This is a genomic window from Musicola keenii, from assembly GCF_014855505.1.
Classification (GTDB): domain Bacteria; phylum Pseudomonadota; class Gammaproteobacteria; order Enterobacterales; family Enterobacteriaceae; genus Musicola; species Musicola paradisiaca.
In genome coordinates, this window is sequence record NZ_JAAWVW010000003.1 from 141,960 (window position 1) to 161,929 (window position 19,970).

The 19,970-nt window shown below is 55.5% G+C and carries 19 protein-coding genes; 10 read left to right on the forward strand and 9 right to left on the reverse strand.

Going from position 1 to position 19,970, the window contains the following annotated elements:
* Positions 1-81: 81 nt before the first annotated feature.
* The 3 genes from HEP82_RS04350 to HEP82_RS04360 all read left to right on the forward strand — a co-directional run bounded on the left by HEP82_RS04350 (position 82) and on the right by HEP82_RS04360 (position 2,895).
* Complete coding sequence (locus tag HEP82_RS04350; RefSeq protein WP_192456964.1) at positions 82-318, forward strand: hypothetical protein; 237 nt, start codon at positions 82-84, stop codon at positions 316-318.
* A 258-nt stretch (positions 319-576) separates the two neighbouring features.
* Positions 577-1,062, forward strand: coding sequence for a hypothetical protein (locus HEP82_RS04355; RefSeq protein WP_192456965.1), 486 nt, complete (start codon positions 577-579; stop codon positions 1,060-1,062).
* Positions 1,063-1,338: 276 nt separating this feature from the next.
* Positions 1,339-2,895, forward strand: a complete 1,557-nt coding sequence (locus tag HEP82_RS04360; RefSeq protein ID WP_192456966.1) for a ferritin-like domain-containing protein — start codon at positions 1,339-1,341, stop codon at positions 2,893-2,895.
* Positions 2,896-2,989: 94 nt separating this feature from the next.
* Here HEP82_RS04360 and HEP82_RS04365 read toward each other — a convergent pair whose 3' ends face one another.
* The 6 genes from HEP82_RS04365 to HEP82_RS04390 all read right to left on the reverse strand — a co-directional run bounded on the left by HEP82_RS04365 (position 2,990) and on the right by HEP82_RS04390 (position 8,582).
* Positions 2,990-3,763 (reverse strand): inositol monophosphatase family protein, encoded by a 774-nt coding sequence (locus HEP82_RS04365; protein ID WP_225622315.1) that lies wholly within the window; start codon positions 3,761-3,763, stop codon positions 2,990-2,992.
* Between the two features lie 23 nt (positions 3,764-3,786).
* The gene (locus HEP82_RS04370; RefSeq protein ID WP_192456967.1) at positions 3,787-4,551 is read right to left on the reverse strand and encodes a glycerophosphodiester phosphodiesterase family protein; all 765 of its coding nucleotides are present in this window, start codon (positions 4,549-4,551) and stop codon (positions 3,787-3,789) included.
* Positions 4,552-4,642: 91 nt separating this feature from the next.
* Positions 4,643-5,770: an extracellular solute-binding protein gene (locus HEP82_RS04375; protein WP_192456968.1), complete on the reverse strand. Its 1,128-nt coding sequence runs from the start codon at positions 5,768-5,770 to the stop codon at positions 4,643-4,645.
* A 42-nt stretch (positions 5,771-5,812) separates the two neighbouring features.
* Positions 5,813-6,649 (reverse strand): ABC transporter permease, encoded by an 837-nt coding sequence (locus HEP82_RS04380; RefSeq protein ID WP_192456969.1) that lies wholly within the window; start codon positions 6,647-6,649, stop codon positions 5,813-5,815.
* Positions 6,646-7,506: an ABC transporter permease gene (locus tag HEP82_RS04385; protein ID WP_192456970.1), complete on the reverse strand. Its 861-nt coding sequence runs from the start codon at positions 7,504-7,506 to the stop codon at positions 6,646-6,648. The genes HEP82_RS04380 and HEP82_RS04385 overlap by 4 nt, the downstream gene beginning before the upstream one ends.
* Positions 7,503-8,582: an ABC transporter ATP-binding protein gene (locus HEP82_RS04390; RefSeq protein ID WP_192456971.1), complete on the reverse strand. Its 1,080-nt coding sequence runs from the start codon at positions 8,580-8,582 to the stop codon at positions 7,503-7,505. The genes HEP82_RS04385 and HEP82_RS04390 overlap by 4 nt, the downstream gene beginning before the upstream one ends.
* 362 nt (positions 8,583-8,944) lie before the next feature.
* On the opposite strand from HEP82_RS04390, the gene HEP82_RS04395 reads away from it, so the two are divergent.
* Positions 8,945-10,072 carry an ROK family transcriptional regulator gene (locus HEP82_RS04395; RefSeq protein ID WP_192456972.1) on the forward strand — a complete coding sequence of 376 codons (1,128 nt, stop codon included), beginning with the start codon at positions 8,945-8,947 and terminating at the stop codon, positions 10,070-10,072.
* Positions 10,073-10,218: 146 nt separating this feature from the next.
* On the opposite strand, the gene HEP82_RS04400 is transcribed toward HEP82_RS04395, so the two are convergent.
* Positions 10,219-10,806: a hypothetical protein gene (locus tag HEP82_RS04400; protein WP_225622316.1), complete on the reverse strand. Its 588-nt coding sequence runs from the start codon at positions 10,804-10,806 to the stop codon at positions 10,219-10,221.
* Positions 10,807-11,073: 267 nt separating this feature from the next.
* Here HEP82_RS04400 and HEP82_RS04405 point away from each other — a divergent pair, with 267 nt between their 5' ends.
* Together HEP82_RS04405 and HEP82_RS04410 are read left to right on the forward strand one after the other, a co-directional pair.
* On the forward strand, positions 11,074-11,817 hold the full coding sequence (locus HEP82_RS04405) for a MerR family transcriptional regulator (RefSeq protein WP_192456973.1): 744 nt from the start codon (positions 11,074-11,076) through the stop codon (positions 11,815-11,817).
* A gap of 191 nt (positions 11,818-12,008) precedes the next feature.
* Positions 12,009-13,286 carry an NAD(P)/FAD-dependent oxidoreductase gene (locus HEP82_RS04410; RefSeq protein WP_192456974.1) on the forward strand — a complete coding sequence of 426 codons (1,278 nt, stop codon included), beginning with the start codon at positions 12,009-12,011 and terminating at the stop codon, positions 13,284-13,286.
* Here the strand turns inward: HEP82_RS04410 and HEP82_RS04415 are convergent.
* Entirely contained in the window at positions 13,283-13,423 is a 141-nt protein-coding gene (locus HEP82_RS04415; protein WP_192456975.1) for a hypothetical protein, read from the reverse strand. The genes HEP82_RS04410 and HEP82_RS04415 overlap by 4 nt on opposite strands.
* Before the next feature lie 292 nt (positions 13,424-13,715).
* On the opposite strand from HEP82_RS04415, the gene HEP82_RS04420 reads away from it, so the two are divergent.
* From HEP82_RS04420 to uspE, 4 genes are all read left to right on the forward strand, one after another.
* On the forward strand, positions 13,716-15,668 hold the full coding sequence (locus HEP82_RS04420) for a methyl-accepting chemotaxis protein (RefSeq protein ID WP_192456976.1): 1,953 nt from the start codon (positions 13,716-13,718) through the stop codon (positions 15,666-15,668).
* A gap of 307 nt (positions 15,669-15,975) precedes the next feature.
* Positions 15,976-16,515 (forward strand): methylated-DNA--[protein]-cysteine S-methyltransferase, encoded by a 540-nt coding sequence (gene ogt / locus HEP82_RS04425; protein WP_192456977.1) that lies wholly within the window; start codon positions 15,976-15,978, stop codon positions 16,513-16,515.
* A 161-nt stretch (positions 16,516-16,676) separates the two neighbouring features.
* Positions 16,677-17,429, forward strand: coding sequence for a fumarate/nitrate reduction transcriptional regulator Fnr (gene fnr, locus HEP82_RS04430; RefSeq protein ID WP_012765474.1), 753 nt, complete (start codon positions 16,677-16,679; stop codon positions 17,427-17,429).
* A 128-nt stretch (positions 17,430-17,557) separates the two neighbouring features.
* Positions 17,558-18,517, forward strand: coding sequence for a universal stress protein UspE (gene uspE / locus HEP82_RS04435; RefSeq protein WP_012765473.1), 960 nt, complete (start codon positions 17,558-17,560; stop codon positions 18,515-18,517).
* A 61-nt stretch (positions 18,518-18,578) separates the two neighbouring features.
* On the opposite strand, the gene pntB is transcribed toward uspE, so the two are convergent.
* A complete protein-coding gene (gene pntB, locus HEP82_RS04440) occupies positions 18,579-19,967 on the reverse strand; it encodes a Re/Si-specific NAD(P)(+) transhydrogenase subunit beta (RefSeq protein WP_192456978.1) in 1,389 nt (462 codons plus the stop codon).
* Between the last annotated feature and the right edge of the window lie 3 nt (positions 19,968-19,970).

Below are 19,970 nucleotides of genomic sequence, written 5' to 3' on the forward strand. Positions count from 1 at the left end.
ATCCCCCCTCGTTTACAGGTTAAAAAACCGGTCGCTCATCATTAACACCGCGGTTTTAACCAGAGAACTCGTATCTCAGTCATGGCTTTTTCGCTGATTCATTCAGGTATCAGGGGAGAGCGCCCGGATACCGCCCGTTTAGCTCGACAAGACGACTGGCATCGCAAGCGCCTTGCACTGCTTTTCAGTCAAATCATAGCGGTCATCGTGTTTCGCGCCGGCATCGTTCAAAGCATGACGCTGAATGACTCATCATCAAAACCGCATAATTTTATAACCACCAAACTTGCGAAAGTGATTTCGGCAAACCATAGTTGATTTGGCTATCTGATCATAAGTTGATAGCGTTTTTGGTTATTTGGTTGTTCTTTTTCGCCCGGTTTATACCCACCGATATAGGTGGGTACACACAACAGTCGCTACGGCTCCATTTTCCGGCTGAGTTCCGTGGGTTTTCAGGATGAAGACCGCCACACACAGCAAGGAGACGACCACATCAGGTCATATGCGGGTCGACTCGGGTCTTCTCCCGTCGGATACGCAATATCGCCGTGGTCTTATTCCAGGTGCAGCATCATGCATAACGACACCGCTCCCGAAAGAACATCGTCGACAGGTCATTCACCGCTATCCGATAACGGCTATCAACGCTTCCTGGCGCTATCCGCCCTGCTTACCGGTTTCAGCGAACGGGAACTCGCCGACAGCAAGCTTGGCCCTTATTACTTCGATGAGCTACGACGTCAAGAGCCCAACGCCTTGACAACATTGATCAATGCTTATGCTCAACAGGACAATCATCCGTCTCACTGCCTGGTTTGGCTGGAAAAACGCATTCTCCCCTCTGCCTCGCTGGGGCCGCTGGCACAGGGCATCATCCGTCTTTGGTTTACCGGGCAGTGGTTTCCATTGCAAACCCGTGAAGTCATCCATCCGATTTATCACGGCGACGCCGCCGACCGGGATGCGCAGATCTGGCAGGCTATTCATGCGCACTTGCAGCCATCCCGCGCCACATCCGGCATCAGTAACGAACCGCCCACCGATGAACAACACTCATAGAAACGAATGCCGGTTCGACAACCACGCAGTTGAACACTTAAGAATCGCTATCTGGTGGAGCGGGAAACAGGGTAAGGCAAGCCACTGCACCGCCGCCGGTCGACACAAGCCGCGCGCGCTATCTTGGCGGACGTAAACGGAATGTGCCCCAGTACACGTTAAACGGTAAAAATACGCTACAAAAGATGATGATATTCGGGTTTCATGCTAGGAATAAATGTATAAGACTGATTGCACTCTTCGGCATTGCAAGACCGACCAAAACGGATCGTTACCATGAACTTAAATGACCAAAACACACAGCAAGATCTGGAAACATTCTTCAGGGAAAACGGCTATGTCAAACTAAACAGCCATAAGGATCTGGCACACGAGTTGGAGGACATCAGAGTTCTGTTGCAGCAGTCCATGGCGCTGGAACATGCCCTCATTCCACCTTACCTGACCATGCTTTATACGTTGGATGACGACATGGATCCGCGCGTTTCTGAAGTGATTCACTCCGTCGTCATCGAAGAAATGCTCCATTTTGTCCTCGCCGGCAACCTGCTCAACGCTATCGGCGGCACGCCCGCCGTGAATGATCCTCATTTTCTGCCCGACTATCCGGCAACACTGCCTTTCGGTATCGACGATCTGGAAATTCAACTGCATCCCTTTTCACAGCTCGCCGTCCACCAGGCTATGCAGGTTGAACATCCCAAGTATGTCCGCCCGGAAGTGATCACCAGCCATGTCTGCACCGACATGTCTATCGGCGAATACTATGTTTATATCGAATCCCGGTTACGTGCCGCTGTGGAAAGCTTCGGGGAAAAAGCCGTGTTCTGCGGCGATCCGGAGCGCCAGTTAGCAACCGAGCAATTCTGCAATGGTTCATACGGCGAACTGGTGCAAGTTACCGATCTGGACAGCGCAATCAAAGCGCTGCGCACCATTTGCGATCAAGGGGAAGGTTCGCCACACAATATCTGGCGTGGTTCAGATAACGATGTCGCGCATTACTACCGGTTCAACGAAATCTATTGCGAACGTCTCTACACCGCCGGCGACACTATCGCCAGCGGCCCAACCGGCGATGCGCTACACATTCCCTGGGATAAAGCGGTAAAAACCCACAGTGGCTCCAAAGTGAGTGACTATCCCGAAGGTGAGCTGCGCAAAGCCGTCGTCCGCTTTAACCGTCGTTACAGCGAACTGTTGGAAAACTTGCAACTGGCGCTGTCCGGCCGTCCGTTGAAACTGACCCCCGCCATCATGTCCATGGCGTCAATGCGCGATGATTTCCGTGCGATTGTCGCCCATCCATTCCCCGGCGACAGCGAATATCACGCCGCGCCGACCTTTGAATACACACCGCCGCCGCCGCCGCGTTTTCAGGCCAAAAGCCAGGCGGTGGTGTTCGCCAATAATCAGGCTACGTTGGAGCGTCTCAGTCAGGCCTATGCCGCCGGTGATCTGCCGATGGCGCTAACCTGTCTGAGCGAACAGCTGGTCTGGGATATGACCGGCCCGGTAGACGTACCCTATACCGGGGTGTTCTACGGCCACGAAGGCTTCTCCCGTTTCTGGTCATTAATGGGCCAGACGGTGGAGTTCAGCAGCGAAGTGGTGGAAAAAATCTTCTTCAGCGAAAACCAGGCCATGTCCTACGGCAGCCAGCAGGGCATCACCCGAACGACACGCCTGCCTTACAGTTACGACTGGGCTATCCGTTATGAATTCACGGACGATCATCGCATCCGACTGATGCGCAACTACTTCAACCCAATGAAGATTCAGGCTGCACTGGCAGGATCGCCACAAAAACCCCGCTCCTTTATCAATAAATAAATGGCCATCAGGCTCCATATCCGCTACGGGTATGGAGCCTTTTACGGATATACAACCTTTGCTGTCCCTGCCCGGCTTTTCTCCCCGAAAAGATCTACTGTCTGAGCCTGAAAAACGGTTCCACGATGGACTGAACAGCAGGAATAGCAGCCGCGATATGCATCTGCCCCTGCCGGTTGTCGCCGTGATAGCGCACGGTCAGCCCAGCCTCGGCGCAAATCACCGCGCCGGCGGCGATATCCCATGCGCTGGTATAGCGTTCGATATACCCATCGGTATACCCCAGTGCGGCAAAACTCAGACCAACCGTCGCACAACGGTACTTCGCCACGGCCCAGCCCTCATCACGCAGACTCCCATCCACCATCGCGATTTCCGATGCCGCCCAACGCTGACTCTCCCCCAGTCCGACCAGCCGAACCTCCGGAAACAACACCTGCCGCCGGTATGGCAGACCATTACACCAGGCGCCGCAACCCAGCGCCGCGGACACCCTGAGATTCAACATCGGCAACGCGATCGTTCCGACCATCGCCAACCCATTTTCCACATATCCCAGCGAAATCCCCCACAGCGGCAGTCCACGTAAAAAGTTGGTCGTACCGTCAATCGGGTCGATTGCCCAAAAGGTATCGCCGACCTCACCGCCCATTTCTTCTCCCAGAATAGCGTCTTGTGGGAAAACCTGTTGCAGGCGTTCCCGGATGAACCGCTCAACCTGACGATCAGCATCAGAGGCGAAATCATGGGTGGATTTTTCGTCGACTGTCATGCGACTCCGTTCGGCAAACAACCGCTTTGCCAGGCTGGCGGCCTCATCCACGATCTTATTGGCGTTCTCGAAACGTACCTGAAGTTCGGACATCATGACCTCCATTGACATCGGCAGACTCAGAAAGCCCGATCCAGGAGATCGGGAATGTCAGACAGGATGGTCTGCGCCCCCTGATGCAACAACCGTTTGGCTTGTGCCGCATCATTGATGATGGCGACGGCATACTCAACACCGCTCTGCGCCAGGCGCTGCTGCGCGTCATCATCCAGCAGATCCGCCAGACAATGCAGAATCTGACAGTGCGTTTCCTGCAACAATCGCTGCGGATCCTGCGGCGGCACCACCACCGCAAACGCACGCGGTATGTCCGGCATTAACCGTGCTGCCGTCTGAATGGCGCGCACGGAGAAACTGGACAAAAACAGTCGCTCGCGATTCGCCGGCCACATCTGCTTCAGCACCGCAATCGCCGTTTCGGCAGTTTCCACATCGTCGCCGGCGGTGGGCTTCAGTTCTAACTGCAAGCCGATGTCCAACGCCAGTACGCACTCGATCAACTCCTCCAACGTCGGCACCCTGACACCGGCGAATTCTGCGCCGAACCCGGCGCTCGCCTCCAGCCGACGGATTTCCGCCAACGTCAGCCCCGCCACCAACCCACGGCCGTTGGTGGTACGATCCACTCGGTCGTCATGGATAATCACCGGCTTGCCGTCTCGCGTTAGCTTGACGTCCACTTCCAGCCAACGGGCCCCCATTGCAGCCGCTTTACGCATCGATACCAGCGTATTTTCCGGCGCCAGCGCCGCCGCGCCGCGGTGAGCGATCAACCGATCCGGGACAACGCGCGTCGCCGGACGTATCAGTGCAACATCAGACATCATCATTTCCTTGCTGTATAGGTGAACCATGCGCGCCGTCCCATCCCTGCCGTAATACGGGGTAACGTCACGGCGCAATACCCTGTTGACGTCACTTAAGCATGACGTTCTGAATAAACTGTTTTCTGATCTCTTCACCCAGCGGCTTGGCCGCCCAAGCGAACGACCGGGAGCGATCGAGCGCCTCGTTGGCGTCGTCGACGGTACTGCTGCCGGCAGGCAACAACGGCGCCGTGCCGAACTGCTGATGGAATCGCCGCTGGGTTTCCGGCAGCGTCAACCAATGAATAAACAACAGCGCGGCCGCTTTGTGGCGAGCATTGGCCGGAATGGCCACCACATTGCCGCCCCCCGGCATACCGAAATCCGGCAGATAGAACTTCACGTCACGGGAAACCTCGCCGCGATTCTGCAACGAAATAACCAGATCTTCCCAGGATGCCGCCAGCTTGAACTCGCCGGCATTCAGCCGAGAAATGCTATCGGCGTTGGACGCGCTAATCACAAAATGGCTTTTATAGCGATTGAACCAGCTCCAGGCGGGCGCAAAACGTTGCAGGATCGTCGGCGTGGCGTCTGCGCTGCGGTAATTCACCTGCGGTACCAGCGTGCGGGTAATGGATTCAATAAACGCCGGGCCAGAACCGCCATTTTCCACATTGAAGGCAAACTCGCCGGGATTGTTCTGCATGAACTGCTCGAACTGCGGCAACGTATGGGGTAATTCGTTGTCGCGAATGCGGGCGGCGTTATAGGCAATCACGGTCTGATTACCCCAAAACGCGACCGCATACCCTTGGGTATCCACCCCTTCGATGTTGTAATGCAGACCGCCGCCGTCCGGTAGCCGTTTATCGAGTGGCCCCCAGAACAATCCGGGCGCCCGGAGCTGACCGAACTGACTGCCGCCCACCGACAGCACATCGATATCACCCTGTGGGCGGGATTGCTCCGCCAACAGTTTATTGACGCTGGCGGCAGCCTCGCCATCCGGAATAACGACATGAATGCCATACTGCGTTTCAAACGCTTTCACCTCCTCCCGCAGCCGATCCTGATAATACCAATTGAACCAGGTCAACTGCCCTTCCTGCCTGGCCTGCGCTTCCACGTCCGCCCAGGAACCACTGACAAGATCCGCCGCCTGGGCGACCGACGCCGACGACAAGGCCAGCAACCACCAGGATCGTGCGATTGAACCTTTCAATAAAGCAAACATGCGATACCCCCCCTGAAATTAACCCTGAAGTAAAACTCCGATTTACCCTTTGCTGACAAAAACCGAGGTGGAGACGTTGCGCATCAGGCGCTCCATCAGCAGCATCAACAGCACGTTGGGCACCACCAGAATGAGCGAAACGACGGCGGCATTGGGCCGGATAAAGTTGTAGCCCAGATATGAATAGAGAATGGTCGGCACGGTAATGAAATCCGGCGCACCGATAATGTAGGACACCGAAAATTCCTCGATCGACAGGATAAACACCATGATCAGCGCCGCCAGCACGCCGGATTTCAGCGTAGGCCAGTATGCCGTGCATAACACGATGCGCCGCGGCGCCCCCAAATTGCGGGCTGCGTCAATCAGATCCTGCCGCACCAGCGCGAATGCCACGCTCAAAATCCGGATGGCATAAGGCAGAAACAGCACCGTGTGACCGATGAAAATCCCGAGGAATCGTGAATAAAGCCCCAACCGCATCAGCAGCGCGGAAAGAAATAGGGCAATCACAAATCCCGGCCAGGCGATCGGCAGTAATGTCAGCAGTTGCGCCAGCGATTTGCCGGGGAAATCAAGACGGCCGAAGGCATAGGCGGCAGGCAACGCCAGCAGCAAAGAAGCCAGCGCCACCGCCGGTGCCAACAGGTAGCTGTTTATCATGGCGTCAGGCAGCGATGTGCTGTTCCACATCAACCGCCAGCGCGCCAGCGACAATACCCGCGGCAGCACATCGGGGTAGGCCCAGGGATGTGACGGATCCACCAACGACCACAGGATCGCCATAGCGAACGGCAACACCATCCACACCGCGCCCAGCAGTAAGAGCGCCACCAGCAGCACCCGATTCACATACGCCATGTTGCCGCGGCCCCTCATCTTCCCCTCCCACTACGCCGAACCAGTACGCCGGCACACGCCGCCAGTACGCCGGCGCCCAACAGCGATAACGCCATCAACATCACCGCCACCACAGCCGCCTGATTCCATCCCTCCGCGCCGCTTTGCTGCACCCGCAACATAAACTGCGCCATGGAGTTGACACTGACGGGGCCAGCGACGGACTGGAACGAAAAATCCCCGGCGGCGCCGATGAAAATCAGCACCAGCGCAGTTTGTAGCGCCCGCAACGTCAATGGCAGCACCACACGATGAAAGCGCGCCCAGGTTCCGGCCCCCAGATTACGCGCGGCCTCCAGCAACGTGTCGCCCACCGCCCGCACGGCACCGCTCATTAGCAGCAGCGCGAACGGCATCTGTTTCCAAACCTGGAGTATCACGACGCCGATGCCATAAGGGTCGTTCTGCAGGCGCACGGGGCGCGACTCTATCCCCAGACGCACCAACGCCAGATTCAGAAACCCCTGATACGCGATGAAATTGACGAAGAGAAAAGCGGCCGTCAGGCCGTGTACCAACAGAGGCGCCTTGAGCAACGCCTGCAGCAGATCGGAACCGGGAAACGGCTTACGCAGCCAGATGGCCAGCGGATACGCCACCGCGACCGATAACAACGCGCTCAGCGTCGCTATCCGCGCTGAGTAGAAAAAAGACCGCCAGAGCTGTTCATCTGCCAACATGGTTTGCCAAAACCGTAGCGAGAACCCGCTTTCCCCGGCAAAGTTGAAAAAACCCACCGATTGCGACACCGCCATCCCCAATACGGCGATCATAAACAGCACGATGGCGCCCACCCCCGGCAACAGCAGCAGGTAGGCCATCAGCGTGGTCTTCATGCCGCGTCCTCCTGCAGAAAACGCAACTGATCCGGCGGCAAAGAGAAATGGCAGATGCTGTTTTCCGCCAGCGTCCGATGACCGGGCAATTGCACCCGGAAGCAAACATCGCCACCCGCTTCCGGAAAGCCTTCCACATCGGTCTGGCTGCCAAGAAAGGTATTGCACCGGATACGCAGCGCAAACACATTCGGCTCCCCGCCCCTCCGTTCCAGCAGCCCGGCCGCTTCCGGTCGCCAGCACAAATAAGGTCGCGCGGACACCGGCGGCTGGGCCGATGTTACCGTCAGCACGCCCAGCGGCGTCTGCACTTGATAAAGCCCGGCGCCGGCATCACGGCCGGTGATCGTGCCCGCCATAATATTGGCGGTGCCGACAAAATCGGCAACAAACCGGCTAACCGGCTGGTGATAAATCTCCTGAGGCGTCCCGATCTGCGCCACGCAGCCGCCGTCCATCACGATCACCCGGTCGGACATGGCCAGCGCTTCGGCCTGATCATGCGTGACATACACCGCCGTAAACCCGTATTGACGCTGCAACGCCCGGATCTGCAACCGCAATTGTTCGCGCAGTCGGGCATCCAGGTTGGATAATGGCTCATCGAACAGCAAAACATCCGGACGAACCGCCATCGCCCGCGCCAGCGCCACCCGCTGCTGCTGCCCGCCGGAAAGTTGCGCCGGCAGCTTTTCCAGATGGTTGGTCAACGCCACCGTTAGTGCGGTTTCCGCCACCCGCTGCCGCTGCTGCGGCGAAGGAACCCGGCGCTGACGCAGGCCGAATGCGATGTTGTCCGCCACCGTCAAATGAGGGAACAGTGCATAGGACTGAAAACACATCGCCGTGTTACGTTTTTCCGGCGCGATACCCTGCATATCCCGGCCGCCGATGCGGATCGCGCCGTCGTCGAGTGGAACAAAACCGGCGATGGCTCGCAGCAATGTGGTTTTGCCACAGCCGGACGGCCCCAGCAAGGTGACAAATTCCCCTTCCTGCACGTCAAAAGAAATCCCTCGCAGAACCGCAACGTCGCCATAACCCACTCGGGCCTGGACCACTTCCAACCTGCTCATACATCAGCCTCCGTTTGTCGCCAACCCGGCGCTGCAGTGCGTATAGCAGGCGCCCTTATTTTAATGCAATATGCATAATAATAATGACAACGATGTTGCAGAACGGTAAAAGAGAAAAGAATAAGCAGGAGAGCGGCTGTACTCCATCTGCGCTATAACGTGTAAAATAGGGCAGCCATACTGGGTTTATCGTACAAAAAATCGCAAATAGCGATACTGCATCGCCGCTGCCGAGATAACAGTTGACTATCGATACACCGCATCGACATTATCATTCAAATCGTTTAATAATTGATGTCACCTCGTTCGACCACACCAGATAACCTCGGGAGAAACATGAACTTTTCCAGCGGAGTACCGGCATGACCTTATGGACACACAGCGACGATGACGGCGCGACGATCAATGAACGCATGGTGCTGGATATCGTCCGGCGCCGTCAGCGCATTATGCGTTCGGCTATTTCTCCTCTGACCAATCTGACGCAACCGTCGGTTCACCGTATTATCGATACCCTGCTGGAGCGTGGCCTGCTGCAACTGGGCGACAGCATTATCCACGGCCGCGGGAAGCCCAGCCCGGCGCTGGAGCTGCGGCCCTCGGCGCAATACAGCATTGGCGTTTCCGTCAATACCGACAGCCTGTCATTCTGCCTGTGCGATTTTCGCTGCCGACTGTTGCACGAAGAAACACTCGATATTGCACTGGACGATCGCGCCAGAGCGTTGCTGGCGCTGAAAAGCCGGGTTCGTCAGGCGTTACAGTCCACCGGCACGCCGACGTCGGCGCTTGCCGGCATCGGTTTCGCCATGGCGGGGTATTTGGTTGGCGAGAGGCGGATGTTCAACGCGCCGGAGCCGTTGCAAGACTGGTCGCTGGTCGATCTGAAGCACGAGCTGGAAACCCTGTTCGATCTCGATGTCTGGACAGAAAACAACGCCACCACCGGCGCGATTGGCGAATCCATTCTGGGCGCCGGGCTGCAATACCCCACCTTCGGCTACCTGTCGTTCAACTATGGTTTCGGCGCGGGCATTATCATCAATGGTCAACCGCTGGTCGGCGCATTCGGCAACGCCGGAGAAATCAGCCGGATCTATACCCGGGAAGAGCACCCGTCACGGCCGGCGCTGGGTGAGTTGATAAAGCGACTGAACGCCCGCGGTATCGACATCCAGCGCATCAGCGATCTGCGTCAACACTTTGACGCTGACTGGCCGGGCGTCAGGGAATGGGTTACGGAAGTCGGCCCCTGTCTGAATCGGGCGATTGACGCCCTGCGCGCCGTGATTGATCCGGCGGCGATCGTATTCGGCGGAGAGCTGCCCGCTGCGCTCGGCGCACTGCTGCTACAGGTACCCTCCACGCGCCAACCGCCGCGTTATGGACAAGAGGCCGCTATGCCGCGGTTGTTGCTCAGCCAGATTCATAACGACCCTGCCGTGCTCGGTGCCGCTCTGATGCCGCTGAAAGCACGCTATTTCGCCTGAACCTCTCCGTGAGCCGACGCCGTTCGCCAGCCCCGCCAAGAATGGCCGGTCTTCCGCACGATCTGGCCGCACTGAAACGGCGGGGACAAACGATGACGATATCGGGAACCGTGTATTGCCCACCCGCTGTCGTCATCGCGCAACCATCACTTCTTATCAGGCGCCGCAACGCTTCGATTCAATTCCATCACTAGGTTAGTGCTCCTCTGCATCGCCGCGTCAAACGCTTTGTCGTCGACTAAACTAACCGGTTGAATCTCCATGACGCGCCCTCTGATCAATGATGCACACAACAGGTGTACTACCTGGTTATTGATAAGGGTTCGCAGGCAGCGAATCTTCGGCCCCCCCTCCACCGCCAGCTCGATCTTTTCCGGTCTGATGCGTTGGCGAAGCATCTCTTTCTCGGCGCTGGCGACCACCGCTTCCAGATCGCTATCGTCGCGCGCCTCAGGAATTTGCCCATTCTTATCCGCCGGCAGGGTATAGAGGGTCACTAACGCCTTGCGTTTAGTGGCGGCCTCCATGTATTCCGCTTCCACCGTATGGTTGTGGGCATCGACATTGGCGGAGCGACGTTTCAGCCCATCCACCGCCACCGGCAGTTTGTCCGCCAGTTGCTGCGTCGTATATCCGGCAATCAAATCCGGGTTGGCGGCATCGGCGAAACCATACAACGGCAACGCTAACAACAAGCCACACCACCCCTTCTTCATACCCTCATGCATTTTCATTACCTCTCTTAATCATGACCGGGCACCTACCATAGACTGATTCCATCACGCGACGGACAACAAGCGGACTTTATGTATTTATTGTTTGTTTTAAAACAAAAAAACTAAAAATTTACCGCCTCCATCCTTGGCAGCCGCCATCGAACTTCCCCGCTGAACGCACTCCAAACGCCCTCATCGCCCCCTCACTGCGTCACAATAACTTGTACATATTTATATAAATGTCTAAGTTTATCGAACTGCGCTCCGCAATATCGAAGGGACGGTATGGCTTATTACAGTATTAGCGAATTCTCAGCACGTTGCGGCGTTCATGCCGTCACATTACGTGCCTGGCAGCGTCGCTATGGCCTGTTGCAACCTAAACGTACCGAAGGCGGACACCGGTTATACGACGATGAGGATTTGCAGCAGGTCAATCTGATCCTGTCCTGGATTCAAAAAGGGGTCTCGATTGGCCACATTCGGCCGCTGCTGGACGGTAGCGGAACCCCGCAGGATGCGCAGGATCCGACACGGCAGGAAACGCTGCTGCAGCTGTTGCAGGCCGGGCAGCTGTCTCGTCTGCGAACGGCGCTCTACGCCATGGGACGCGAATATCCACTTCCCTATCTGGTGGATCAGGTGCTGCGCCCGTTGCGTACCCGCCTCAGCAGCGGGCAATCCACCATCCGCACCCTGCTCCACCTGCTGGACGGCATGATCGTCAGCTATACGGCTTTTTGCCTGGAAAGCGCCCGTAAACGGGGCGGCCAGAATACGATTGTCGCCGGGTGGAACCTGAGCGACGCAACCGAAATCTGGCTGGAGGCGCTCAGACGTTCCGGCGAAGCACGCCGATACGACGTGGTGCCGCAACCCATGACGATGCCGCAGCTGGAACTGTTTCCCACTTGCGACTGGGTGCTGATTTGCGCTCGGCCGCTGTCGCCGGAGCAGCAAAGCGTGTTCCAGCAATGGATTGCCAACGGGCTGAGCGTCGATATCGTACTGCTCGGTAATGCCCCTTAACATTAACGCGCTACCGCCGGAATCAAGGAATCGACCATGATCAACGTCCGAATACCCGATCTCCTCTGTGTTTATTGCCACTTTCCGGCTTTTTTCGATGTACAGGCTACCCGCCGAAAACGCGCAGCAGCGCACCAACACATCGCGTTGTCCTGTTTAGTCGCCTCCCGGCAACCGTGCAGGGTAACGCCATGAAAATCGCGATTATCGGCGGGGGGATAGCCGGGATGACCTGCGCCTGGAAACTGGCCGACGGGCACCAGGTTACTCTGTTCGAAGCCAATGATTATCTCGGCGGACATACCGCAACGGTCGATGTCACGCGGGACGGCCGCAACTATGCTATTGACACCGGTTTTATCGTTTACAACGAGCGGACTTACCCCCGTTTTACCCAGTTGCTCAACGAACTGAACCTGCAAGGGCAGAAAACGGAAATGAGCTTTGCCGTTCATAGCGCCCATAGTGGCCTGGAATACAACGGGCATACCCTCGCCACCCTATTTGCGCAGAAACGTAATTTGCTCAATCCGCGCTTCTGGTGCTTCCTGAAGGAAATCCTGCGCTTCAACCGTTGTTGCAAACAGTGGCTGACCACCCGTTTGAACGATGCCCTGACGCTGAACGATCTATTGCGCCAAGAAAGATTCGATGACTATTTTGCTCGCCACTACATCCTCCCGTTGGGCGCAACCATCTGGTCATCCTCCATGGCGGCGATGCGTGTATTCCCCTTGCAGTTGTTGTTGCGTTTCTTTAGTCAGCACGGATTACTGGATATCGTCAATCGTCCGCAGTGGTATGTGATCCCCGGCGGTTCACGGGAATATATCCGTCGGATGGAACAACGGCTGAAAGGCCGACTCGATATTCGCCGTCACGCCCCAGCGCTTGGCGTGTGGCGGGAGCCGATCGGCGTCAGGATCAAATCCGTTCACGGGGGCGAGTTCTTCGATGAAGTGATATTCGCCTGTCATGCCGATCAGGCGTTGCATTTGCTGGGCGATCCACGGCCGACGGAATTGGCCGTATTGCAACAGTTACCCTACCGCGCCTGCGATGTGGTACTGCATACCGATACCCGGTGGCTACCGCGACACCGCAAGGTATGGGCCAGCTGGAATTATCGCCTGATGCACGACGGCACTGACGACGAACAGCTCCCGGCCAACATCACCTGCAACCTGAATATCCTGCAGAGTTTACGCGGCGCCCCCTGTACTTTCTGCCTGACCTTTAACCCATCGCAGCCGATCGACGATGCATTCGTATTACACCGTTTTGTTTATCACCATCCAATCCTCAACCAGCAAACCCTGTTGGCGCGACAACGACGGCGGGAAATCAACGGGCGTCATCATACCTGGTACTGCGGCGCTTACTGGTATAACGGTTTTCATGAGGACGGCGTGCACAGCGCGCTGGATGTGGTGAATACCCTCTCCAAACGCCTGACCGGCAAGCCCTAGGGGAGAACACTGTCCGCACCAACCCGAACGCGGCGTTTTTCATCGCCCTCTCGATGCGTCAGGCAACAGCGCGTCATACGGTTTTCCGCCGTATAGACCACCGCCTGACGCGGGTTTTTCAGCCAGAATCGACGCATTTATTCATCAGTATGGCTTGACTATTCTCAGCCGAAACAGTGTTCATATTTCTCGTCATGTTTGCGCCATGCCGGATAGGCACACGAGGATATCAGCATGACGGCACCTGACGACGAAAAACGCAGCAGCGCGCCCACAGACGCCGCTACGGTCTCCGTCCGAAGAAACGCGCCGAAAGTTGTGATCCGGTCTGCGGACAGCCGTCGTGCAAGGAGCACATCATCAGAGATACGGACTTCCCAAAAGCAGTCCGTACACACATTAGCTGCAATGAATGCATTGGGAGATATTATGGGATTGATATCGTCGCTCTTCCGCACTACCCACCTAAAAGGCTTGCGCAGAGGCCAATCCGCCAGTGGTACCTACCACTGTGAAAACCTACCCACCGCCATGTCATCTCTCGGTCTGACTGACAAGCCCGGATTACTGCTTACCTTTGTGCCGCCAGAGGCGGATTTTTCTCAGGTCAACCATGCCTGGCAGCGTCTTTCCGGCGCGAAACGTACCGTACTGACGCTTTCATCCACCGGGACATTGTGTAGCCAGCGCAACCGGTCAGTCTATCGAGATATGACCGGTCAACAGGGTAGCTGGTTATGGTTGCCGGACTCATTGATTGCACAACATGAAATCCATCTGGTTGATTTGCACGTCAACGATAAATCCAACGCCCACATGCGCATTGATGCCATTCGTCGTGAACTGGATAGACTGAGTGTGAACATACCGCTTTCAGCCGATCACACGTTTGCGTTGATTTATTGCGACGGGCTGGCGGCGTCCGAAGGTTTTCTGATGCAGGCCTGGTATGCCAGTCGCCGTTTTCCCTGCCTGGCCATCGGCGGCGCGGCAGGCGGTCTGCTGGATTTCAGCGGTACTTACATCGGTAACAGCAATGCGGTTTTGCAAGGCAAAGCGGTGATCGTGTTTTGCCACATGGCGGAAGGGAAATCCTTTGCGCCATTTAAAAGCCAAAATTTTGAACCCACCAATCAGCGCTGGCTGGTGGCAGAAGCGAATCCGATCGCACGTACCGTGACATCGGTATTCGATGCTCATGGCCGCACACGGTCAATCATCGATGCTATCGCCGACGCCCTGCACTGTACACCTAACCAGATCGCGCAATATCTGGAAGGCAAAACTTTCGCCGTCAAGGTAAACGACGAGTATTTTGTTCGCTCTATCGCCGCCATCAAGGAGGACCATATTGTATTTTTCTGCGATCTGGAATTCGGCGATCAGCTCTATCTGATGCAGGAAACCGACTTCATCACCGCAACACAGCACGACTGGGAGGCGTTTGTCGCCCAATACGGCGACCCCGAGTTATTATTGCTCAATGACTGCGTCCTGCGCCGGGTCGGTAATACCCGGTTGCCGGAGGCGCATTTCTTTCACACCATCCCGGCGGCCGGTTTTTCCAGCTTTGGCGAAATTCTGGGCGTTCCTATCAACCAGACGTTGTCGGCACTGGCGTTTTTTGATCACGACGTGCGTGCCATGACCCACTTCCCAGTGGAATATGCAGCCTACGCCGCCCACTACGCCCAACGTTCGTTACGGCGTTGGGAAGCCTTGCACGGCATTCAGTCCACCGTCGTCAAACAGGTTGTGGACTACGAGCAGACGCTGGCGCCGTTATTAATGACCATGCCGCAATTGGAACAGGCGACCTTGCGACAGAGCGAAACACTCGAACTGGCGCAAAGCAGTATCCGCGCCATCAGCGACGCGGCGACTCAAACACAACAGTCGCAACAGCGGCTGGAAAGTGGGCTCAACGATCTTGAGCGTATTTCGCAGGGTATCAGCCAAATTACCAGCGGCATCAATGCCATTGCCGATAAAACCAACCTGTTGGCGCTGAACGCTGCGGTGGAAGCCGCTCGCGCCGGTGAGGCGGGACGAGGATTTGCCGTGGTGGCGGAAGAAGTGCGTAAGCTAGCCAGTTCATCCAAAGAGCAGGTTGAGGCAACGACGCACAGTATCAATGAAGCGGTAGACACCATTGCCCACATCCGCACGATTGCTCAGCAAACCGTGACCACCACGCAACAGATGGCGAGCAAAAGCATCTCGGCCGCCGATCAAATCGCTACTATGAGCGCGGAAACCGAGAAAGACCGCCACAGTATGAACGCCAACCTCGGCAATCTGAAAGAGCTGGCACGCGGCATGGATGCTATGCAAGACGCCGTAAACCAGTTGACGCTCCTGCAAAGGCTGTCATCCACCTGACAGCCTTTGCGTAGTCAAAAAGAAGCACGGTTTCAGTGCTTCTTTTTTGCACGCAATAAGTGACAACGTCACCAAATCGAAAATTGCACCACGCTCAGTTGATGGATATTCCCGGTATCGCTCACTGCAACAACCGGCACCGGCCATCTGCCCGCGTTTTTTGTGTGACTTATTTCACAATTAAAGCGAAAATGAATACGATTTAGCGCTCATCAGACCGACAAGCAGTCATGTGACACCATATTGCTCAATGAATCCGCCTCATCGCAGCAGAATAAAAAACCATGCGAAAAATAAGGATTAAATAATGCAAACCTTCCTGTCCGATAAGCTAAAAACGCCGCTCGGAGAATTATGGATAATTGCCGATGAAAATTATCACCTTAGAGCAATTGAATGGTGTGAGTACGAAGAGAAATTATATCGAACGCTGAATAAGAGTTATCACCGGGATCCCTTTGTGTTGCAGGCTTGTAATAATCCAGGGGGATTAACCGCGCGTCTTGAGGATTATTTCTCCGGTCATCTGGATGCCATCGCAAATTTACCCGTCGCCGCAGTCGGTACTGAATTCCAGCAACGGGTCTGGCGTGAGCTGCGTACCATCTCATGTGGCAACACAATCAGTTATGGCCAACTGGCCGCTCGACTCGGTCAGCCGGGCGCCGCCCGCGCCGTGGGGCTGGCGAATGGTTCAAACCCGATCAGTATTGTTGTTCCCTGCCATCGGGTCATTGGCGCTAACGGTACATTGACCGGGTATGCCGGCGGTATCGAACGTAAACGCTGGCTATTAGCTCACGAGGGTTATTTGCCTTCATCAGATTTATTCGATGAAGGCCATTAAGTTATGTATTTCTCTCTCAACGGAGAAAATTACCCGACCCCAGTCGCCAAAATATTAATAAGCTCACTATTTATTGGTAAGTTCGGCGGTTTGTCGATCTTATCAGGCACAATAAAAGCTGTTAAAATTGACCGGTATCAATTATCGCCAGAGTAAATCCCATGATTCCTGAAAAGCGCATAATCCGACGCATCCAGTCTGGTGGCTGTGCCATCCATTGCCAGGATTGCAGCATCAGCCAACTTTGTATTCCTTTTACACTGAATGAGCACGAGCTGGATCAGCTCGACAATATCATCGAGCGGAAAAAGCCGATTCAGAAAGGCCAGGCGCTATTCAAGGCGGGCGATGAACTGAAATCCCTCTATGCCATCCGATCCGGCACCATCAAAAGTTATACCATTACCGAGCAAGGTGACGAGCAAATCACCGGGTTCCATCTGGCGGGCGATCTGGTCGGGTTCGATGCCATCGGCAACGCTCTTCACCCCAGCTTTGCCCAGGCGCTGGAAACCTCAATGGTCTGCGAAATTCCGTTTGAAACATTGGACGATCTGTCCGGGAAAATGCCGAACTTACGTCAGCAGATCATGCGACTGATGAGCGGTGAAATTCGTGGCGACCAGGATATGATTCTGTTGCTGTCGAAGAAAAATGCAGAAGAGCGACTGGCCGCATTTGTCTACAATTTGTCTCGCCGTTTCGCTCAACGCGGGTTTTCTCCCCGTGAGTTTCGTCTGACCATGACCCGAGGCGACATCGGTAACTACCTCGGATTGACGGTAGAGACCATCAGCCGCCTGCTGGGGCGTTTCCAGAAAGGTGGCATCCTCGCCGTAAAAGGCAAGTACATCACCATCGAAAACATTGACGCGCTTGCAGAACTTGCTGGCACCACCAAAAACAAAGCCTAATCCCATTGCCGGATCAATGACGACACCAAATTATTGATCCGGTTCTCATCCCCAGTTGTCCAAATTGATTTCGTTGCGGTACTCTTAACGGGCAGGTTGTAGACTGTTGCCTGTCGACAGGAGGAGCTATGGCGAAGTATCAGAACATACTGGTAGCTATTGACCCGAACCAGGATGACCAGCCCGCACTGCGGCGAGCGGCCTATCTGGTTCAACGCATTGGCGGCCGAATCAAGGCTTTTCTACCCATCTATGATTTTTCCTATGAAATGACCACCTTACTCTCCCCGGATGAACGTACCGAGATGAGAAAAGGCGTCATTGAACAGCGTAAAGAGTGGATTGAAGAGCAGTGCAAATACTATCTTGAGGCCGGCATTCCGATTGATATCAAAGTGGTCTGGCACAACAAGCCTTATGAGGCCCTTATTCAGGAGGTCATTGCCGGGAACCACGACCTGTTGCTGAAAATGGCTCACCAGCATGATCGCCTTGAGGCGGTGATTTTCACGCCGACCGACTGGCAGTTACTGCGTAAATGCCCGTGTCCGGTCTGGATGGTAAAAGATCAACCATGGCCTGAGAATAGCCGTGCTCTGGTTGCCGTCAACCTGGCCAGCGAGGATCCTTATCACGACCCACTGAATATCAAATTGGTTTCGGAAGCCATCGATTTGGCAAAGCAGGTCAATCAGACGGAAGTCCATTTGGTGGGAGCCTATCCCGTCACGCCAATCAACATTGCCATCGAATTACCGGATTTCGACCCAGGCGTATACAACGACGCTATTCGTGGTCAGCACCTGTTGGCCATGAAATCGTTGCGGCAGAAATTCAATCTGGATGAACGGTTTACGCATGTCGAAAAAGGATTGCCCGAAGAAGTCATTCCCGACCTGGCGGAACACCTGCAAGCAGGCGTCGTCGTTCTCGGCTCATTGGGACGTACCGGTCTGTCGGCGGCGTTCATCGGCAATACGGTAGAGCATGTGATCGACCATCTGAAATGCGACCTGTTGGCCATCAAACCGGACGATTTTGTTTCCCCTGTCACCCAGCAAGGTGACTCACCGACTGAAAACAGCTGATTTTAAAACAAAAAAACAGGGGGCTTCCGCCCCCTGCCGTGTTTTTATTACCCACCGACCGTTACAGCGCTTTGAGAATGGCTTCGACGCTGTCTTTAGCATCGCCAAACAGCATTTGGGTGTTCTCTTTAAAGAACAACGGGTTTTGTACCCCAGCATAGCCGGTGTTCATGGAACGCTTGAACACGATAACGTTCTGGGCTTTCCAGACTTCCAGTACCGGCATGCCGGCGATGGGACTATGCGGATCCTCCTGTGCAGCAGGGTTCACCGTATCATTGGCGCCGATAACCAGCACGGTATCGGTATCAGCGAAATCGTCGTTGATCTCATCCATCTCCAGCACAACGTCATAAGGCACTTTCGCTTCCGCCAGTAACACGTTCATATGTCCAGGCAGCCGCCCCGCCACGGGATGGATGCCAAAACGGACGTTCACGCCGCGGGCGCGCAGCTTGGCCGTAATGTCGTGCACCGGATATTGCGCCTGGGCAACTGCCATGCCGTACCCGGGAGTAATGATCACGGAACTGGAGCCTTTCAGCAGTTCAGCAACGTCTTCCGCCGTCGTTTCGCGGTATTCGCCGACTTCCTCACTGCTGCCGGACGAAGAGCCGTCCGTACCGAATCCCCCCGCTATCACGCTGATAAACGAACGGTTCATCGCCTTGCACATAATGTAGGACAGGATCGCCCCTGACGAGCCCACCAGCGCCCCTGTTACGATCAGCAGGTCGTTGCTCAGCATGAAACCCGCCGCGGCCGCGGCCCACCCCGAGTAGGAGTTGAGCATGGAAACCACGACCGGCATGTCCGCCCCACCAATGGAGGCTACCAGATGCCAGCCGAACGCCAGCGCAATCAACGTCATCAGCAACAGCGCAAAGAACTGCATACCGACGCTGTTGGTTTTAACGAACACCAGCAGCAGCAGGAACGACAATACCAGCGCTGCCAGGTTCATTTTGTGACGGTTCGGCAGCATCAGCGGCTTGGAAGAAAGCAACCCGCGAAGTTTGCCGAACGCGACGATGGAACCGGTAAAAGTCACTGCACCGATGAAAATACCGAGAAAAACTTCGGTCAGGTGGATATTCACCATGATCCGATCAGTGATATCGCTTTCATCAATGAAACTGTTAAACCCTACCAACACGGCAGCTAAACCGACAAAACTATGCAGGATAGCGACCAACTCCGGCATTTCGGTCATTTCAACCTTACGCGCCAGATGAACGCCGACTGCGCCGCCAATCGCCATGGCGACGATAATCCAACCTACGCTGCCGGCGTTCGGCCCCAGGATCGTCGCCAGCAGCGCAATAGCCATCCCACTGACGCCAAAGATATTTCCCTGCCGGGATGTTTCATGTTTGGATAAGCCGGCAAGACTGAAAATAAACAAAATAGCAGCAACGATGTATGCCGCCGTTACTAATCCACCAGACATCGG

Bases quoted from the DNA above. Each gene is read 5' to 3' on its own strand.
- HEP82_RS04350 (WP_192456964.1), top strand. From the start codon at position 82: ATGGCTTTTTCGCTGATTCATTCAGGTATCAGGGGAGAGCGCCCGGAT.
- HEP82_RS04355 (WP_192456965.1), top strand. From the start codon at position 577: ATGCATAACGACACCGCTCCCGAAAGAACATCGTCGACAGGTCATTCA.
- HEP82_RS04360 (WP_192456966.1), top strand. From the start codon at position 1,339: ATGAACTTAAATGACCAAAACACACAGCAAGATCTGGAAACATTCTTC.
- HEP82_RS04365 (WP_225622315.1), bottom strand. From the start codon at position 3,763: ATGATGTCCGAACTTCAGGTACGTTTCGAGAACGCCAATAAGATCGTG.
- HEP82_RS04370 (WP_192456967.1), bottom strand. From the start codon at position 4,551: ATGTCTGATGTTGCACTGATACGTCCGGCGACGCGCGTTGTCCCGGAT.
- HEP82_RS04375 (WP_192456968.1), bottom strand. From the start codon at position 5,770: ATGTTTGCTTTATTGAAAGGTTCAATCGCACGATCCTGGTGGTTGCTG.
- HEP82_RS04380 (WP_192456969.1), bottom strand. From the start codon at position 6,649: ATGAGGGGCCGCGGCAACATGGCGTATGTGAATCGGGTGCTGCTGGTG.
- HEP82_RS04385 (WP_192456970.1), bottom strand. From the start codon at position 7,506: ATGAAGACCACGCTGATGGCCTACCTGCTGCTGTTGCCGGGGGTGGGC.
- HEP82_RS04390 (WP_192456971.1), bottom strand. From the start codon at position 8,582: ATGAGCAGGTTGGAAGTGGTCCAGGCCCGAGTGGGTTATGGCGACGTT.
- HEP82_RS04395 (WP_192456972.1), top strand. From the start codon at position 8,945: ATGACCTTATGGACACACAGCGACGATGACGGCGCGACGATCAATGAA.
- HEP82_RS04400 (WP_225622316.1), bottom strand. From the start codon at position 10,806: ATGAAAATGCATGAGGGTATGAAGAAGGGGTGGTGTGGCTTGTTGTTA.
- HEP82_RS04405 (WP_192456973.1), top strand. From the start codon at position 11,074: ATGGCTTATTACAGTATTAGCGAATTCTCAGCACGTTGCGGCGTTCAT.
- HEP82_RS04410 (WP_192456974.1), top strand. From the start codon at position 12,009: ATGAAAATCGCGATTATCGGCGGGGGGATAGCCGGGATGACCTGCGCC.
- HEP82_RS04415 (WP_192456975.1), bottom strand. From the start codon at position 13,423: ATGCGTCGATTCTGGCTGAAAAACCCGCGTCAGGCGGTGGTCTATACG.
- HEP82_RS04420 (WP_192456976.1), top strand. From the start codon at position 13,716: ATGGGATTGATATCGTCGCTCTTCCGCACTACCCACCTAAAAGGCTTG.
- ogt (WP_192456977.1), top strand. From the start codon at position 15,976: ATGCAAACCTTCCTGTCCGATAAGCTAAAAACGCCGCTCGGAGAATTA.
- fnr (WP_012765474.1), top strand. From the start codon at position 16,677: ATGATTCCTGAAAAGCGCATAATCCGACGCATCCAGTCTGGTGGCTGT.
- uspE (WP_012765473.1), top strand. From the start codon at position 17,558: ATGGCGAAGTATCAGAACATACTGGTAGCTATTGACCCGAACCAGGAT.
- pntB (WP_192456978.1), bottom strand. From the start codon at position 19,967: ATGTCTGGTGGATTAGTAACGGCGGCATACATCGTTGCTGCTATTTTG.